Annotated in this window: 13 protein-coding genes; 7 read left to right on the top strand and 6 right to left on the bottom strand. The window is 58.0% G+C overall.

Annotated elements, in window-relative coordinates; translation table 11 throughout:
* Window positions 1–279 precede the first annotated feature (279 nt).
* From BQ5379_RS10070 to carA, 3 genes are all read right to left on the bottom strand, one after another.
* Entirely contained in the window at window positions 280–738 is a 459-nt protein-coding gene (locus BQ5379_RS10070; RefSeq protein WP_071135311.1) for a hypothetical protein, read from the bottom strand.
* 311 nt (window positions 739–1,049) lie between these two features.
* Complete coding sequence (gene carB / locus BQ5379_RS10065; RefSeq protein ID WP_071135310.1) at window positions 1,050–4,283, bottom strand: carbamoyl-phosphate synthase (glutamine-hydrolyzing) large subunit; 3,234 nt, start codon at window positions 4,281–4,283, stop codon at window positions 1,050–1,052.
* On the bottom strand, window positions 4,283–5,392 hold the full coding sequence (gene carA / locus BQ5379_RS10060; protein WP_071135309.1) for a glutamine-hydrolyzing carbamoyl-phosphate synthase small subunit: 1,110 nt from the start codon (window positions 5,390–5,392) through the stop codon (window positions 4,283–4,285). Before carA ends, carB begins: the two co-directional genes overlap by 1 nt.
* A gap of 115 nt (window positions 5,393–5,507) precedes the next feature.
* Between carA and BQ5379_RS10055 the strand changes: the two genes are divergently transcribed.
* The gene (locus tag BQ5379_RS10055) at window positions 5,508–6,224 is read left to right on the top strand and encodes a TrmH family RNA methyltransferase (RefSeq protein WP_071135308.1); all 717 of its coding nucleotides are present in this window, start codon (window positions 5,508–5,510) and stop codon (window positions 6,222–6,224) included.
* Between the two features lie 186 nt (window positions 6,225–6,410).
* Here the strand turns inward: BQ5379_RS10055 and BQ5379_RS10050 are convergent, their stop codons facing one another.
* Entirely contained in the window at window positions 6,411–7,577 is a 1,167-nt protein-coding gene (locus tag BQ5379_RS10050; protein WP_071135307.1) for a sigma-54-dependent transcriptional regulator, read from the bottom strand.
* A 122-nt stretch (window positions 7,578–7,699) separates the two neighbouring features.
* On the opposite strand from BQ5379_RS10050, the gene BQ5379_RS10045 reads away from it, so the two are divergent.
* Window positions 7,700–8,347, top strand: coding sequence for a DUF4290 domain-containing protein (locus tag BQ5379_RS10045; protein WP_071135306.1), 648 nt, complete (start codon window positions 7,700–7,702; stop codon window positions 8,345–8,347).
* A gap of 353 nt (window positions 8,348–8,700) precedes the next feature.
* On the opposite strand, the gene BQ5379_RS10040 is transcribed toward BQ5379_RS10045, so the two are convergent.
* Together BQ5379_RS10040 and pdxA are read right to left on the bottom strand one after the other, a co-directional pair.
* A complete protein-coding gene (locus tag BQ5379_RS10040; RefSeq protein WP_071135305.1) occupies window positions 8,701–9,498 on the bottom strand; it encodes a 1,4-dihydroxy-6-naphtoate synthase in 798 nt (265 codons plus the stop codon).
* Window positions 9,499–9,730: 232 nt separating this feature from the next.
* Window positions 9,731–10,924, bottom strand: coding sequence for a 4-hydroxythreonine-4-phosphate dehydrogenase PdxA (pdxA, locus tag BQ5379_RS10035; protein ID WP_071135304.1), 1,194 nt, complete (start codon window positions 10,922–10,924; stop codon window positions 9,731–9,733).
* Between the two features lie 152 nt (window positions 10,925–11,076).
* On the opposite strand from pdxA, the gene BQ5379_RS10030 reads away from it, so the two are divergent.
* The 5 genes from BQ5379_RS10030 (at window position 11,077) to metF (ending at window position 17,603) form a co-directional block, all read left to right on the top strand.
* Window positions 11,077–11,910 carry a GIN domain-containing protein gene (locus BQ5379_RS10030; protein ID WP_071135303.1) on the top strand — a complete coding sequence of 278 codons (834 nt, stop codon included), beginning with the start codon at window positions 11,077–11,079 and terminating at the stop codon, window positions 11,908–11,910.
* A 556-nt stretch (window positions 11,911–12,466) separates the two neighbouring features.
* On the top strand, window positions 12,467–13,786 hold the full coding sequence (gene murA / locus BQ5379_RS10025) for a UDP-N-acetylglucosamine 1-carboxyvinyltransferase (RefSeq protein ID WP_071135302.1): 1,320 nt from the start codon (window positions 12,467–12,469) through the stop codon (window positions 13,784–13,786).
* Window positions 13,787–14,421: 635 nt separating this feature from the next.
* Entirely contained in the window at window positions 14,422–15,144 is a 723-nt protein-coding gene (locus BQ5379_RS10020) for a tRNA1(Val) (adenine(37)-N6)-methyltransferase (RefSeq protein ID WP_071135301.1), read from the top strand.
* Window positions 15,145–15,376: 232 nt separating this feature from the next.
* Window positions 15,377–16,441 (top strand): DUF4831 family protein, encoded by a 1,065-nt coding sequence (locus BQ5379_RS10015; protein ID WP_071135300.1) that lies wholly within the window; start codon window positions 15,377–15,379, stop codon window positions 16,439–16,441.
* Window positions 16,442–16,649: 208 nt separating this feature from the next.
* On the top strand, window positions 16,650–17,603 hold the full coding sequence (gene metF / locus BQ5379_RS10010; RefSeq protein ID WP_071135299.1) for a methylenetetrahydrofolate reductase [NAD(P)H]: 954 nt from the start codon (window positions 16,650–16,652) through the stop codon (window positions 17,601–17,603).
* Window positions 17,604–17,803: the final 200 nt, after the last annotated feature.

Genomic DNA, 17,803 nt, shown 5'->3' with positions numbered 1-17,803 from the left:
GCTGCAAAAAATCCGCAGAGCTTCCGAGAATCGCATTTCTCGAAAACTCTGCGGAATAATTACAAAGCCGTGTTTCGCCGAAAAGCAAGCCGCCCCCTCAAGGTTCATCGCGGACATTCCGTACACACGGCCGTGCCCGTACGCTCTCCGCTGCCGACTTTTACCCGACCGCACTTCCCGCCCCCTCTCTACATTTCACCTCCCTTACAATGTTCCACCAAGAATTCATGTAATCGGAAGGCTTTGTGCAAGAGGCAAAGGCACCCAACTGGGGCTCCGTTACTCTTTCGGCTTCCCAAGCGTATGCCACAAAATACCGGCCAAAGCCAGCACCACGGTCAGCGCGGCCAACATTCCAGGCAGGAGGATACCCATTGTGAGCCGAACGGCACCGGTCAGCACGCAGGCGGCTAGGCCAATCATCGCAAGCACACCGCCAAGAGCACTGATAAAGAGCAACAACATGTATTTTCGGCCGATGGGCGTCGCGAAATGGGGATTTTCCTTTTTCACCTGGTAGCGCACGACCGACCGGCCGACCGCCCACAACAGGCCGAACAGCACCACGATACCCGCAGCGCACCACACCCAAACGGGCGTCTGGCCGGGCATAACGGGTTGTGCAAACGACAGCATCAACAGCAGCGCGCTGACGAAAACCGGCAGGCTGATGACTGATGCGGTGTGCCGGTAACTGCGGAAGGGGTTTTCTTCCGGATCTTCGGGTTCTCTGAACATAAGTTTGGGAGCAATGGTTTCAAAAAAGCCCTCTTCCCGTAAAGGCTACGAAAAGAGGGCATTGTCCATATCCGTGAAACGAACTGGTCTGTGCGGCGCGTCGTGCGGGGCTCTGCTTTTCTTCCTCTCAGCCTTCTCTCATTTCCGTTCCTCTTCGTTCTTCACCCTCCTCACCTTCTCCTCTTCTCTCCGTTCCACCTTCTTCATCTCCTTCTCCTTCACCCCCCTCATTCTCTCCTCACCCTCTCTCTGCGGCCTTCCTCTTCTCCCTGCACTCTCTCACATTCCCCCCCGCGTCGCGACCGGGACTACTAATATTCGTTCCAGGCTTTGATCTTCAGGTCTTCGCGACCGATGCGGCAGAAGGCAACGATAAAGTCGTTGGCCAGACGCGCATTGGTGATCAGCGGAATATTGAAGTCGATGGCCGAACGACGAATCGAATAGTCGTTGTTGAGTTCGTCCTTGGTGAAGTTTTTGGGGATATTCACCACGAAGTCGACTTTGCGTTCCTTGATGAAGTCAATGACGTTGGGCAGACCGCTCTCTTTCGGATCCTGGTCGGGCCATCCGACGATCTTGGCCTCTACGCCGTTCTCTGCCAGGAAGCGAGCCGTTCCCTTGGTGGCATAGATCTCGTAGCCGCGAGCCTGAAGGGCCTTGGCAGCATCGAGGGTGAGCGTTTTGGATTTGGTGTCGCCGGTGGAGAGCAGCACGCTGTTTTTCGGGATGGTGTAGCCCACCGAGAGCATCGATTTGAGGATCGCTTCATAGTAGTCTTCGCCGATGCAGCCCACTTCGCCGGTCGATGCCATTTCGACACCGAGAACGGGGTCGGCCTTTTGCAGACGGCTGAACGAGAACTGCGGAGCCTTGATACCCACGTAGTCGAGTTCGAAGGCCGACTTGTGCGGCACATTGGGATCGAGACCGAGCATCACGCGGGTTGCGATATCAATAAAGTTGACCTTGAGCACTTTCGACACGAAGGGGAACGAACGCGACGCACGCAGGTTACATTCGATCACTTTAATGTCGTTGTTCTTGGCCAGCAGCTGCATGTTGAACGGACCGGAGATCTGGAGTGCCTTGGCGATCTGACGGGCGATCTTCTTGATGCGGCGCACGGTTTCGATATAGAGTTTCTGGGCCGGGAAGACGATGGTGGCGTCACCGGAGTGGACACCGGCGAACTCGACGTGTTCCGAGATGGCATAGATCAGCACTTCGCCGTCTTTGGCCACGGCGTCGATTTCGATCTCCTTGGCGTTGTTGACGAACTCGGTCACCACTACCGGATACTGCTTCGACACGTTGGTGGCGAGGGTGAGGTAGTGTTCGAGTTCTTCCTTGTTGGAGACGACGTTCATGGCGGCACCGGAGAGGACGTACGAGGGACGGATCAGCAGCGGGAAGCCCACTTCGTCGGCAAAGTGATAGATTTCGTCCATCGAGGTCAGCTCTTTCCAGCGGGGCTGGTCGATACCGAGTTCGTCGCACATTTCGCTGAACTTGTGGCGGTCTTCGGCACGGTCGATGTTCACGGCCGAGGTACCGAGAATCGGTACGTTCTCCTGATAGAGACGCATGGCCAGGTTGTTCGGAATCTGGCCCCCTACGGAGACGATCACACCACGCGGCGCTTCGAGGTCGGTCACGTCGAGGACGCGTTCAAGGGTGAGTTCGTCGAAATAGAGGCGGTCGCACATGTCGTAGTCGGTCGACACGGTCTCGGGGTTGTAGTTGATCATCACCGAGCGCAGACCGTTGGCACGGATGGTGTTGATAGCGCTCACCGAACACCAGTCGAATTCGACGGACGAACCGATGCGGTAGGCACCCGAACCCAGCACGATGACGGAACGGTTGTCACGGGCAAAGTCGATGTCGTGACTGGTTCCGTTATAGGTAAGGTAGAGGTAGTTGGTCTGAGCGGGATATTCGGCGGCAAGGGTATCGATCTGTTTGACTACAGGCACGATACCGCGCTGTTTACGGTAGGCACGCACGTGAAGCAGCCCCTCTTCCATCTTGAGGTCTTCGCTGTGGAGCACGGTGCGGGCGATCTGGAAGTCGGAGAAACCTTTCTGTTTGGCTTCGCGGAGCATCACATCGGGCATATCTTCGATCTTGTGGTAGGCGCCCATTTTGTCTTCCAGCGCGATGATGCCTTCGAGTTTGCGCAGGAACCAGTTGTCGATCTTGGTCAACTCGTGGATGCGTTCAACGCTGTAACCGTGTTTGAAGGCCTGGGCGATGATGAAGATACGTTTGTCGGTCGGTTTCTGCAGTTCGTGGTCGATGTCTTCGACGGCCATCTCCTTGTTGGCGACGAAGCCGTGCATTCCCTGACCGATCATACGGAGACCTTTCTGGATGGCCTCTTCGAAGTTGCGACCGATGGCCATCACTTCGCCGACGGACTTCATCGAGGAGCCGAGTTCGCGGCTGACGCCCTTGAATTTGCTGAGGTCCCAGCGGGGGATCTTGCAGACGATATAGTCGAGGGCGGGTTCAAAGCAGGCGGTGGTCGATTTGGTCACGGAGTTTTTCAGTTCGTGGAGGCCGTAGCCGAGACCGAGTTTGGCGGCTACGAAGGCCAGCGGATAACCGGTGGCTTTCGAGGCGAGGGCCGACGAACGCGACAGACGGGCGTTGACTTCGATCACGCGGTAGTCCTCAGAATTGGGGTCGAGGGCGTACTGCACGTTACATTCGCCGACGATACCGACGTGGCGGATGATCTTGATGGCGATCTGGCGCAGTTTATGGTATTCGGCGTTGGTAAGGGTCTGCGAGGGGGCTACGACAATCGACTCACCGGTGTGGATTCCCAGCGGGTCGAAGTTTTCCATGTTACATACGGTGATACAGTTGTCGTATTTGTCGCGCACCACTTCGTATTCGACCTCTTTCCACCCCTTGAGCGATTTTTCGACCAGAATCTGGGGCGAGTAGGTGAAGGCTTTGGAGGCGAGGGCGTCGAGTTCGGTATCGTTGTCGCAGAAACCGGAGCCGAGACCGCCAAGGGTGTAGGCGGCACGGATGATGACCGGATAACCGAGTTCGTTGGCTACGCGTTTGGCGTCGGCAACGGTGGTGACGGCTTCGCTTTTGATGGTTTTGACGTTGATCTCGTCGAGCTTATGCACGAAGAGGTCTCGGTCTTCGGTATCCATGATGGCCTGCACGGGGGTACCGAGCACGCGCACGTTGTATTTTTCGAGCACGCCACGTTTGTAGAGCTGCACACCGCAGTTCAGAGCGGTCTGACCGCCGAAGGCGAGCAGGATCCCTTCGGGACGCTCCTTGGCGATGACGTCTTCAACGAAGTCGGGCGTAACCGGCAGGAAATACACCTTGTCGGCGATACCTTCGCTGGTTTGCACCGTGGCGATATTGGGGTTAATCAGGACGGTGTATATTCCTTCTTCCTTGAGGGCTTTGAGGGCCTGTGAACCGGAATAGTCGAACTCGCCTGCTTCTCCGATTTTGAGTGCGCCCGAACCGAGCAGCACGACTTTCTTTATGGTGTTGTCTGACATTACTTCTTGTATTGGTCGATTAGGTCAATAAACTGGTCGAAGAGGTACTCGGTATCCACCGGGCCGCTGGTGGCTTCGGGGTGGAACTGTACGCTGAAGAATGGCAGGGAGTTGTGTTTGATCCCTTCGATGGTGTTGTCGTTCAGGTTGATGAAGTAGGGTTCCCAGCCCTGGCCGAGCCCTTTGGGATCGACGGCATAGCCGTGGTTCTGGGAGGTGATGACGGCGCGGTTGGTGCCGACTTCCAGTGCGGGTTGATTGTGGCTGCGGTGACCGTATTTGAGTTTATAGGTCGTCGCACCGGCCGCCCAACTCAGCAGCTGGTTGCCGAGACAGATCCCGAAGATGGGTTTGTCGGGCTTCGAGGCCATCGCTTTTTTGATATTTTCGATGGTCTTGCCGCAGAGGGCGGGGTCACCGGGACCGTTGCTGAGCATCACGCCGTCGTAGTCGAGGGTACTGAAGTCGTAGTCCCACGGCACACGCACGACGGTAGCCTGACGGTTGTAGAGGCAGCGGATGATGTTGTACTTGCAGCCGCAGTCCACCAGCACGATGGTCCGTTTTGCTTCGGGGTTGGCGTAGGTGATGATTTCCCGGCAGGAGACTTTCTCCACGAGGTTTTCCTTGTTGGGGTTGTGGAACTCGGTGGCTTCGGGTTGTCCTTCGACGTTGAGTTTGCCGAGCATCACGCCTCGTTCGCGGATGATTTTGGTAATCTGGCGGGTGTCGACGCCGAAGATACCGGGGACACCGTTTTCCTTGAGCCAGTCGGAGAGGCTTTTAACTGCGTTCCAGTGGCTGTACTGGAACGAGTAGTCGCTGATGACCAGCCCTTTGATGTGCACGCGATCGGACTCGAAGAATTTGGGGAGTCCGGTCGCCGGATCGGTAGCGGTGTCGTCGGGTACGCCGTAGTTCCCGATGAGCGGATAGGTTATCACGAGGATTTGTCCGGAGTAGGAAGGGTCGGTCAGGCTCTCCGGATAACCTGTCATGGCCGTAGAAAAAACGACTTCCCCCGATACAGACTGCTCTGCACCGAACGAGAAGCCGTCGAACTGCGTGCCATCCTCCAGAATCAGGCGGGCGGTCTTACTGTTCAGCATGTCAATTTCAGAATTAGTTTTCTGAAATACAAAGGTAACGCTTTTTCCGGAATCGCACGGCCTTTTCGTATGAATTTGTGTATTTTTGTTATCCGGATCAGAACCTTACTGAATTATGCTTACCAAAGCGGAAATCAAACGCATACGATCGCTGGGCGATAAGGCCGGACGACTGGCTGAAGGTGTGTTCGCCGTTGAGGGCGAAAAGATGGTCGGCGAACTGCTGCAATCGGGCTTCACGATACGGGAGGTCTATCGCACCGGCGAGAACATCTCCCCGGCCGAAATGGCTCGCATCTCGTTTCTGCGCACCCCTACCCCGGTGCTGGCGGTGGCCGAAATCCCCACCTCACACCCGGCCGAAATGCTCCCCGAGCGGCTCGCCCTGGCGCTGGACGACGTACAGGACCCGGGCAACGTGGGAACGATCATCCGGCTGGCCGACTGGTTCGGCATCCACGACCTCTACTGCTCGCCGGCCACGGCCGACTGCTGGAGCCCGAAGGTGGTTCAGGCCACGATGGGCGCCATTTTCCGCGTGCGCGTCCATTACGTTCCGCTGGACAAGTGGCTGCCCCGCGTCGCCGCAAAAGGCATCCCCGTATTCGGCACCTTTCTGGAGGGCGAGAACATCTATTCGTGCCATCTCGAGCCCGACCGGGGCATCATTGTGATGGGCAACGAAGGGAAAGGCATCTCGGCCGAAACGGCCCGGTACGTGACCCGCAAACTCTACATTCCGCCCTACCCCTCCACGTCCGCCCCGACCTCGGAGTCGCTGAACGTGGCCATGGCCACGGCCATCACCCTGTCGGAGTTCCGCCGCCGCTAAAGGTTCTGCGCCGTTGGTTTTTCGGCGGGGGCATGCAGGTATCGATTCATTCCGCCACATTCAGTTGCGTCTTCAACCTTCCTGCAACACCTTAAAAAATCCCAGCGTCTCAAAACGGATCCCACAAGAAAAGGGAAGACTTCGCACATGAAATCTTCCCTTTTTCGCTTATTCCGTTTGCGCCGATCAGTCGTTCGCCTGCATCACATAGAGTTTGACGTCGTCCAGCGTGATCTCGCGGCCGCACAGGATCAACAACCGCTCCACGGCATTGTGCAATTCACGGATATTGCCCGTCCACGGCATGCCGCACAACGCCTCGACCGCTTCGGGCGTAATGGTGCTCACCGGCTTGCCCTTCTCGGTACAGATATCCCGGATGAAGTGATCCACCAGCAACGGAATATCCTCCCGGCGGTCGGCCAGCGTCGGCACGTGGATAATAATGACGCTCAGACGATGATACAAGTCCTCACGGAAGTTGCCTTTGGCGATCTCCTCCAGCAGGTTTTTGTTCGTAGCGGCCAGCACCCGCGCATCGACGTTGATGTCCTTGTCGCTCCCCACGCGCGTGATCTTCCGTTCCTGCAACGCACGGAGCACCTTGGCCTGCGCGGCCAGACTCATGTCGCCGATCTCGTCCAGGAAGATCGTCCCGCCGTCGGCCTGTTCGAATTTTCCTTTCCGCTGTTTGATGGCCGAGGTAAAGGCCCCCTTTTCGTGTCCGAAGAGTTCACTCTCGATCAGTTCCGAGGGGATCGCCGCACAGTTGACCTCTACGAAAGGCATGTTGGCCCGGTCACTTTTTTCGTGCAACCAACGCGCAACCAGCTCCTTGCCGGTCCCGTTGGCCCCGGTGATCAGCACCCGCGCGTCGGACGAAGCCACCTTGTCGATCAACATCTTGACACGTCCGATGGCCGGTGACTCTCCCACGATTTCAGCCACATGGTGCACTTTGCGCCTGAGGGTTTTCGTTTCGCGAACCAGCGAACCGCGTTCGAGCGCATTTTTGACCGTCACCAGAATGCGATTCATATCGATCGGCTTTTCGATATAGTCGAACGCCCCTTTCTTGATGCATTCGACCGCCGTATCGATGCTGCCGTGCCCCGAGATCATCACCACCGTGGTATCGGGATGGGTTTCGACCAGCTTGTCGAGCAGTTCGATGCCGTCCATTTCGGGCATCTTGATATCCGAGATCACCAGGTCGAACGACTCGGCACCGATCATTTCGTAGCCCTGCACCCCGTTTTCGGCGGTTTTCACCGTGTACCCCTCCATCTCCAACAGCTCACCGATCACATTACGAATGCTGCGTTCGTCGTCGATCACAAGTATTTTGGCCATATTTTCGAATAAATTTTCTGAAAACCCAAAGTTAGCATTATATTTGCTCACTTTCCATATTTGCGGACACTTTTTATATCGCGCAGTCTCCGCAAATCCGGTGCCAAACCAAAATCCCGACTATGAACCGAGAAAAATCGAGGCTCCTGCTCTCCGAATACGGTCGCAACGTGCAGACCATGGTCGCCTATCTGAAAACCATCGAAGACCGCGAACTGCGGAATCGTCAGGCCGAAGTGGTCGTGGCCGTGATGGGCAACGTCAACCCCGCACAGAAAGACAGCGAAGGTTTCCAGCACATGCTGTGGGACCACCTGTTCATGATCGCCGACTTCGACCTCGACGTGGACTCGCCCTACCCCAAGCCCACTCCCGACATGTTCGCCCCGAATCCCCATCCGGTACCCTATCCGCAAAGTTACATCGCCCAGAAACAGTACGGCGTGAACGTCAAACGGATGATCGAGGCGCTGGCAGCCGAACCGGCCAGCGAGGAGCGTGACGCCGCCGCCACCAACGTGGCCAAATACATGAAACAAAAATCGTTCGAGTACAACAAGGAGTTTCCCTCGAACGAAGTGGTGATCGCCGACATTCGCGAGATGTCGCACGGTGCCATCTCCCTGGAACCCGACTCACTGGACAACACCCGCATCGACACCCCTTACGTCAACCGAAACAACCGTTACAACAAGGCCAACCGCAACGCGAACGGCAACAACGGTTATGTCCAGAAGAAATACGTCAAGCACAACAACGGCAACAAATAGCCGGTCTGGCCCACGGGCCTGTCCCACGCATACGAGAGAAGGGATCGCGCTTCGCGTGCGATCCCTTCTCTCATTAACGGTTCCACATTAAGGCATGCCATCAGGAAGGGGTTATTTCCGGCTCGCACCATTCCGCCCCGCCCCCCATCACCCCTCAAGAGACAGTTTGCAGGCATACATATTGGAAAGGTTCCGGAGCAGCCGAATCAACAGCCATCTCCCCGATCCATTCACACTTTTCCTCTAAGATTCCACCCGCACAACATAGACGTGGGGCCGGATGAACTATAGTCTGTTCATCCGGCCCCATGCCTTTAGATTAACGGCTGGCAAAACGTGCGCTGCGTCTCCAGCTAAAACATCTGCTCGGCGGTCAGTCCGGTCAGCCGCTCCACGGCCCGCCGTCCTTCGTCGCCCAATGCCAGCGAATAGTCGTTGACGAAATAGGTGATATGCTTGTGGCGCACCTCCGGATCGAGTTCCTGCGCATGGGCCTTGACATAAGCGGCCGACGCTTCGGGATGAGCCTGCGCATACTCGATACTGCGACGGATGATCCGTCCGACCTGTGCTGCGACCTCAGCCGAATAACTCCGCTTCAGCAGTATCCCTCCCAACGGGATCGGCAGTGCGGTCAACCGTTCCCACTCCTGACCCAGGTCGGCAATCAGTCGCAACCCCTGCGATGCGTATGTGAATCGTCCTTCGTGAATCAGCACCCCGGCATCGATCTCGCCATCGGCTACGGCCGGTGCAATCTCGGAAAACAGATAGACCTTTTTCTGTCGAGCCGCTGGAAAGACGATCGAAAGCAGCCGATTGGCCGTGGTCCGTTCGCCGGGAATCCCGATTCGGGCATCGTGCAGTTCATCGGGATAGATCTTGTGGCGGCTCACCAGCAGCGGGCCATTCCCATGCCCCAGGGCGCTGCCACTTTCGAGCAGGCGGAAGGCTCCGACCGCTTCGGGCAGAGCCGCATAGCTGATTTTGATAATCTCCTCTTCGTCCGGACGATCGACCGCCGCTGCGTTCAACGCGTCGATATCGTCGAACACCGGATCGAAGGTCAGCCCCTCCGTATCCACCAGTCCGTGAATCATGGCGTGGAACGTAAAGGTGTCGTTCGGACAGGGCGATATATGTAGTTTCATGTTTTCAGACAGACTATCGGTTCTTCATTTTCACTCCGGCAGAGGACTCCGCGCCCCTCTCGTTCACCCGCTCTTCCTCGCTCCCCACCCCTGTACACACGTTCCACACTCTTCCACATCCTCACATCTACGCATGATCTCCCCCCCCGCAACTCCTCTCCACACAATCTTTCCCCTCCGGTTTTCCCCTCTTCTCCCCCTCTTACCTTCTCGCCCCCCGCTTGGCCTCGGGTTATTCGGCAGCTGCGGGAGCTTCGGCCGGAGCGGAATCGGTCGCGGGAGCTGCGTCGGGTGTGTCCTTAAGCAGATCGGCCACATCGGCATCACGATCGGCTCCACGACGCCCGGCACCACGACCGGCACCGTCGCCACGGTCGTTGCGTTCACCCTTCGAGAAGTGCTGCAGCGGGTTGGCCGAGGCCTCGTCGAACACCTGACGGTTGCGGTAGATATCGATCGCCTGGTAGATGGCCGCCCGCATGGGCGACGGATCGGCCACCATCTTGCCGGCAATGTCGAATCCCACGCCGTGGGCCGGCGAGGTGCGCACCACCGAAAGACCGGCCGTAAAGTTGACCCCGTCGGCAAAGGTCAGCGCCTTGAACGGAGCCAGCCCCTGGTCGTGGTACATGGCCAGCACGGCGTCGAACTTCTTGTAGGCACCACTGCCGAAGAAACCGTCGGCGGCAAAAGGCCCGAAGGCCAGAATATTTTCGTAACGGGCCGACTGCAGAGCCGGAATAATGATCTCCTGCTCTTCGGGCCCCAACAGTCCGTCGTCACCGGCATGAGGATTGAGCCCCAGCACAGCGATTTTCGGGCCGACGATATTGAAGTCGCGTTCGAGCGAGCGTTTGATCGCCCGGATATGGTTCAGCACGGCCTCGGTCGTGATGGCCCCTGCAACACGGGTCAGCGGGACGTGCATCGTGACAAGTCCGACCTTCAGCACATCGCTGACCATGAACATCAGCGGTTCGGCATCGCCGAATTCGGCCGCGAGGTATTCGGTGTGACCGATGAAACCGAAACCGTCACCCGTAGTATTTTTCTTGTTAATCGGGCAGGTGACCAGCACGTCGATCTTCCCGGCCTTGAGGTCGCGCACCGCAGCGTTGAGCGAAGCGATGGCATACTGGCCGCTGATGACGGTCGGCTGTCCGACGTCGATCTTCACGTTTTCATCGACGCAGACGATCATATTGGCCCGTTTGGGATTGGCCTGGGCCGGGTCGGTGATGATATTGAAACTGAAGTTTTCGGCATTCGGCATCATTCCCTTGTAGTATCCCGCCACTTTGGCCGAACCGTACACCACCGGGGTGCAGAGGTCGTAAATGCGCGGATCGAGCAGCGATTTGATGATGATCTCGTAACTGATTCCGTTGAAATCGCCATGGGTGATGCCCACTTTTATCTTATCCATCCTTGAAGAATATGCTTAAAAAATGTGTACCTTTACCGTTCCAACCGGCAGACCCCGAACGCTCGACGCCTGCGGAAGAGTCCGAACGTCGCGTGACGGGAGATTGAACCGGCCTTATGCAGACAAAGTTAATCAAAAACAGAGAATCACAGATGAAAAAGTTGTTTTTGCTCGCCGTGTGCGCCCTCGTCGCACCGCTCTTCGCCGCCGCCCAGGAGGCTACCACCGTGATCGAAAAATTCGGTGACAAGACCATCAAAGGGGTCATTATCGCCGGCGCTTTCGACGTACAGTTGTCCCAGGCCGACGGCTCCTCGCGCAAGGTAGGCGCCAAGGTCGAAATCCTCAAGGAGGTGGAAGACAAACTCGTCTTCGAACTCACCGAAGAGGGCTACGTACGGGTGGCCTTCAAAAACGACATGACCAAATACTTCACCGGCAGCAAGAAGAAACCCCAGGCGTGGATCACCGTCAGCGAACTGCAGTACCTGAACGTGACCGGCGCCAGCAACGTTGTCTGCACGGGCGTCTGCTCCACGGAAGGTCCGCTGCGCCTCCTCACCTCGGGTAACGCATCCGTGAACCTGCTGGAGAGCTCGGCCGAAACCATCAACATCGAAATCGGCGGCACCTCGGACCTGAGCGACACCAAACTCACCGCCACCGGCAAAACGGAACTGATCCAAAGCGGCACCACCAAGATGACCGGTACGCTGAAAACCGGCACCGCCGTGCTGACCCTCTCGGGTGTAGCCGGTCTGACCCTTGACGGTGGCGCCGAAGAGGCCGTTCTGGACGTGAGCGGCACCTCATCGGCCGATCTGGAAAACTTCACCATCGGTACCGTGAACGCCAAAGTCAGCGGCATGAGCAAAGTCAAAGCCAACGTCATGGGGGGCGGTACCGCCGAAGTGAGCACCATGGGTTCGTTCCGCTACAAAGGCGACGGCCTGGTAACCGGCAAAGGCGTAAAACGTCTCGAATAACCCACCACCATTGCCCATCAATCCAACCCGGGAGGCTACCCTCGCCGATCAGCCGTACAGGACTGACAGCGAACGGCAGCCTCCCCTCTTTTTGCGAGAGCGGAATACATTTCATGGCATTCCACTTTCGACCCGATCCACTCTATTCCCGAGAATCGACATCGACTCTTTGTTAACACAACTTCACCGCCACAGATTTTCCCCTGTTGTTCAAGACCCGCCATCTTCTCCGACTTAGACAAAGACCAACCCTACTTTTTACGGACTCCATCCACTCGTATTCTTAGAATTACCTTTTCGGGCTGAAAATTCCTCTTATCAACCTTCCTTGTTTGTATAGAACGGCCGCTACCCGACACCGACCCTTATATCCCGCACACACGATTTACCCTTCGTCGTCTCCTCGGCAACGGTCATCTTCACCCCAACCGATGACAGGCCGATCGCGCACGCCCGGCCGACAGAATATCGGGTCGAAACCGCAAAAACGCACCCCTCCTCTTGCGAGATCGTCACCGATTTTATACCTTTAGGCAAATAAAACCCTCCATTCCTTATGGCTACATTCGAAGTAACCGGGGGCTGTCCCCTGACCGGCGAGATCGTCCCGCAAGGGGCCAAGAACGAAGCGCTCGAAGTGATCTGCGCCGTGCTGCTGACCCCCGAAAAGGTCACGATCCACAATATTCCCGAGATCATCGACGTCATGCAACTCATCCGGTTGCTCGAAGCCATGGGCGTCGAAGTCGAACGACTCGGCACCGGAAGCTACTCGTTCCAGGCCCGCGAGATCAACCTCAACTACCTCCAGACCGACGAATTCCGTCGCGCCGCCTCGCGGTTGCGCGGCTCGGTGATGATTACCGGCCCGCTGCTGGCCCGCTACGGACGCGCCTATATGCCCAAACCCGGCGGCGACAAGATCGGTCGCCGGCGTCTCGACACCCACTTCATCGGATTCCAGAAACTCGGCGCCGAATTCGACTTCGACACCGACCATAAATTCTACACCGTCACCGCTCCCGGCCCCGACCACCGGCTCCACGGCTCCTACATGCTGCTCGACGAAGCCTCCGTCACCGGCACCGCCAACATCGTGATGGCCGCCGTGCTGGCCCAGGGCGAGACCACCATCTACAATGCCGCCTGCGAACCCTACCTGCAACAGTTGTGTCGCATGCTCGTGCGCATGGGGGCCCACATCAGCGGCATCGCCTCCAACCGGCTGACCATCGAAGGCGTCGATTCGCTCGGCGGCACCGAACACACCATGCTGCCCGACATGATCGAAGTGGGCAGCTTCATCGGCATGGCCGCCATGACCCACTCCGAAATCACCATCAAGGACGTCTCGTACGATGACCTCGGCATCATCCCGCAACAGTTCGCCCGAATGGGGATCCGCTTCGAACAGCGCGGCGACGACATCTACATCCCGCGTCAGGACCACTACGAAATCGAAAGTTTCATCGACGGGTCGATCATGACCATTGCCGACGCCCCGTGGCCCGGGCTGACCCCCGACCTGCTCTCCGTCTTTCTGGTAGTCGCCACCCAGGCCAAAGGCTCCGTACTGATCCACCAGAAGATGTTCGAAAGCCGCCTCTTCTTCGTCGACAAACTGATCGACATGGGAGCCCAGATCATCCTCTGCGACCCGCACCGCGCCACCGTCATCGGCCACGACCACGCCATCCGGCTGCGCGGCACCACCATGACCTCGCCCGACATCCGAGCTGGTGTGGCCCTGCTGATCGCCGCCATGAGCGCCCACGGCAAAAGCATCATCCAGAACATCGACCAGATCGACCGTGGGTACCAGAACATCGACGGTCGTCTGAACGCCCTCGGTGCCCAGATCCGCCGTATCGAGTAGGTAGAGGCCAAAATTGAGCGAAGGGGCAAAACAGTAAGGGAGCAAGCGAGAGCGAAAAAACAGGAAGCGAGCGTCAACAAAAAGCAGGGGGGAGGAACGAGCGAGAGTAAAAACAAGGAGCGAACGTGAAACAGCCCGGAGAGGAACGAAAATAGATAGTAAGAGAACAGAGGAAAGAACCGGATGCTGAAAGCAGCCGAGGGGGCAATACAAAAAACGGGCAGAAAGGATAGTCCACCACCCCCAGTCTGCACAACTCAACGCCCTGCAATAAAAAGAGTTGATTGTCGGAAAGCCAAAGACCGACAATCTATCTTTACATTCCCATCAGCACCTTCTCCGACAGCGGTAACAACGAACCGCCCGACAGAACCGAAAACAACGAACCACCCGACACACCGAAAACCTTGCATACATCCGAAAACACCTCCACCGAGCAGCCCACGCCAGCCGCCGCGGACGAATTATCATGCCCGACACAGGAATCTGACGCCTCGCAAGCAACTGCCAGACAACCTGCCCGTTCTGCGTCTGTTTCTCAGGCCGTCCCTGCCGCAACGGGCAAATTCCGCGACGCCAAAGGCGGTTCCGCCTTCCGGTTCAAACAGTTTGCCGTCGAACAAAGCCGCTCCGCTATGAAAGTCGGCACCGACGGCGTGCTGCTCGGCGCATGGGTCGACCTCGGACTACCCGGGGCCACCCCGCTGAACCGCATACTCGACATCGGCACCGGCACCGGTGTAATCGCCCTGATGCTCGCCCAGCGTACCGCCGCGATGGGCGTCACTGCGACCATTGACGGCGTGGAGGCCGACCCCGACGCCACCGGTGAAGCTACCCTGAACTTCGCCTCGTCACCCTGGTCCGACCGGTTGCAAGCCCACCTCACCCCCATCCAGCAATACACCAGCCCGACCCGCTACGACCTGATTGTCTCCAACCCGCCCTACTTTATGGCCGGCACCGACTTCCGCCGCGGATTCGACACCTCGTCGGCAGCAACCCAACCCACAGCCGCACGCATCGCCGCACGCCATGCCGAAATGCTCCCGTACGACGATCTGATCGAATCCACACTGCGCCTGCTCGCCCCCGAAGGCCGCTTTGCCGCCATCTTCCCCTACCGCGAATCCGGCATCTTCATCGCCAAGGCCGCCTCCCGCGGACTCTACGTACAACGCATGCTGGAGGTACACGGCGCCCCGCACAAACCCGTCAAACGCGTAGCCGTAGAGATGAGCCGCCACCGAGCCGGCCGTGAAACCGTGATTCGCGAAAGCCTCAGCATCGAAGACGGCCACGGTCATTTCACCGCCGCCTATCGGGAACTGACCCGCGATTTCTACCTGAAATTCTAAAAAGCGGCAGCCGCCAACCAAGCCCCCTCCAGATACCTTCCCGCCCGATACCTCTCGGACGGGCTATGTTTATACCTGTCTTCTCGACCTACGCTTCACAGGCCTTACAGAACACAGCCAAACCACGCTTTACAAGCCCTCCGAACCTCAAATATCCCGCTACATCACGCCCCACGTGCGACGTTTCGAGAAAAAACCGTACATTTGGCCAATTATAAATACACAAAACGATATGAAAAAGAATTCGATCCATAAGAGCGCCATCGCTGCAGCAGTTCTCTGCCTCAGCGGAGCAGCCCTCACTCCGGCCGCCGCACAGATCAACGCCTTTCCGCAAGGCATCGGCTCCAAAACCATCGAAGGCTATACCCTGCCCCGCACCGTAGTCACCGTCACCGTGGTTGTAGAACGCGAAGTGATTCTGCGCGGTCCCTATGCCAAATTCGCCTCGCAATACCTCGGCATCTCGGGCGCTGCCATGAGCGATAAGGAGAACTATCGCATCATCGACGCCTCGCTCGGCTACTACGAAGAGCCCGATCCCGCACAGACCTATCAGCTCGACCAGCCGGTCGATGCCCAGAGCAAAGTATTCCACTGGCTGAGCGTCGCTCCGCAACCCAAGCCCCTGCAGGCCGACGCTGAATACGAAGGTGCCAACATCGGCAACAACAACCCCTTCACCGACATCAGCCTCAACCCGCTGTACGGAGCCACGACGGAACAGAACGGACTCGCCAGCGACGACAGTTTCGGAGCGCTGCCCTTCAACCAGACCTCGTCGATCGAAAAGAGCACCGAACAGATGGCCGCCGATGCCGCCAACGCCATCTTCACCCTTCGCAAACGCCGTTTCGACCTGGTGACCGGCGAGATGGGTGAAAACGTCTTTGGTGCCGGACTCGAAGCCGCCCTCAAGGAGATGGACCGCATCGAAGCCGAATACCTCTCGCTCTTCATCGGCAAACGCTACACCCAGCGGATCGTGAAGACCTACTCCGTACTGCCCGCCGCCGAAGGTGCCACCATCGTATGCCGCTTCTCGCCGACCAAAGGCGTAGTACCCGAAAGCGACCTCTCGGGTCGTCCGATCGTCATTGAAACCGCCGCCGAAAATGCTGAAGAAAGTGCCGGCAGTGCATCAGCCGCCCCCACGAAAAAGGGAGTTGTCAGCGTACGTTACCGCGTTCCCTCGGTGCGCATCGTCAAACTGATCGACGGCAACGACGAACTGGCTCGCGAACGAATCCCCGTATTCCAGATGGGCAATGTTACCAGCGTTCCGGTAATATTCTAACCCACATCGCACCTCACACAGCCGGAACCTACCATTCCGGCTCTTTTTTTCTTTAGCCGCATCCTTTCTCCCTGCGCACCGGCGACAGACGACAGACCTGCGGCACCCTCCACCCGACCACCGCCGTCGGACCGTACAGCAAGCCCGGCAGCAACCGGACATGCGCCCCCTCAACGAAAAGCCTGTAAACCGAAATACAGACCGCACCATGAAAATCACTGAAAAATTCATCCCCGGGAAGACCCTGTTCGCCTTCGAACTGCTTCCGCCGCTCAAGGGCGACAACATCGACACCATATTTGACACCATCAACCGCCTGGCCCCGTACGATCCCTCGTACATCAACGTCACCTACCACCGCGAAGAAGTCAAACTCATCGAACGGCCCGACGGACTGCTCGAACGTCGCGTCGTCCGCAAACGCCCCGGCACGGTGGGCATCTCGGCCGCCATCACGGCCCGCTACGGCATCGACGTCGTTCCGCACCTGATCTGCGGCGGCTACTCGAAGTTCGACGTCGAGGATGCGCTGATCGACCTCAGTTTCCTCGGCATCGACAACGTGCTGGCCCTGCGCGGCGACAACATCCGCGGCGAACGCACCTTCCGCCCTGCTCCGAACGGCCACCTGCACGCCGTCGACCTCGTGCGCCAGATCATCTCGATGAACCGCGGCGAGTACCTCGACTCCGAGCTGGAACACGCCAAACCCACCTCTTTCTGCGTCGGCGTGGCCGGCTACCCCGAAAAACACGCCGAAGCTCCCAACCTGGCCAGCGACATCGCCCACCTCAAAGAGAAGATCGACGCCGGCGCCTCGTACGTCGTGACTCAGATGTTCTTCGACAACGCCAAATTCTTCGCCTACGTCGATGCCTGCCGCGCCGCCGGTATCACGGTCCCCATCGTGGCCGGGCTCAAACCCTTCACCACCAAAACCCAGTTGTCGCTACTGCCCCAAACCTTCGGGGTCGACCTGCCCGACGACCTGGTTCGTGCCGTCGAAAGCTGCAAAGACAATGCGGCTGTCCGGGAGGTCGGCATCGAATGGGCCGTACAGCAGGGACGCGAACTGATTGCCGCCGGAGTCCCCGCCCTCCACTTCTACACCATGGGCAAGGCCGACAACGTGGAACAAATCGCCCGCACCCTCTTCGGATAGCCCGCCCCACCGCAGGGAGCCGCAGGGTGCCACACTTCACCTCCAGGCACGCGCCCCGTACCGGCCAATGGCGATGAATGGCATGGGTGAGATTTACCCCCCACACCAGGCGCTAACCGAGAGTCAGATACCCCCACCTCCATCAGGTCATACGGAACAGTTTTCGAAAAACCGAACGTATATCCGGGGCATTCTGACCT

Origin of the sequence: Millionella massiliensis, from assembly GCF_900104655.1 — a bacterium.
Lineage (GTDB): Bacteria > Bacteroidota > Bacteroidia > Bacteroidales > Rikenellaceae > Rikenella > Rikenella massiliensis.
The sequence above is the reverse complement of the archived record's forward strand: the minus strand, read 5'-3'. Positions and strand labels throughout refer to the sequence as shown.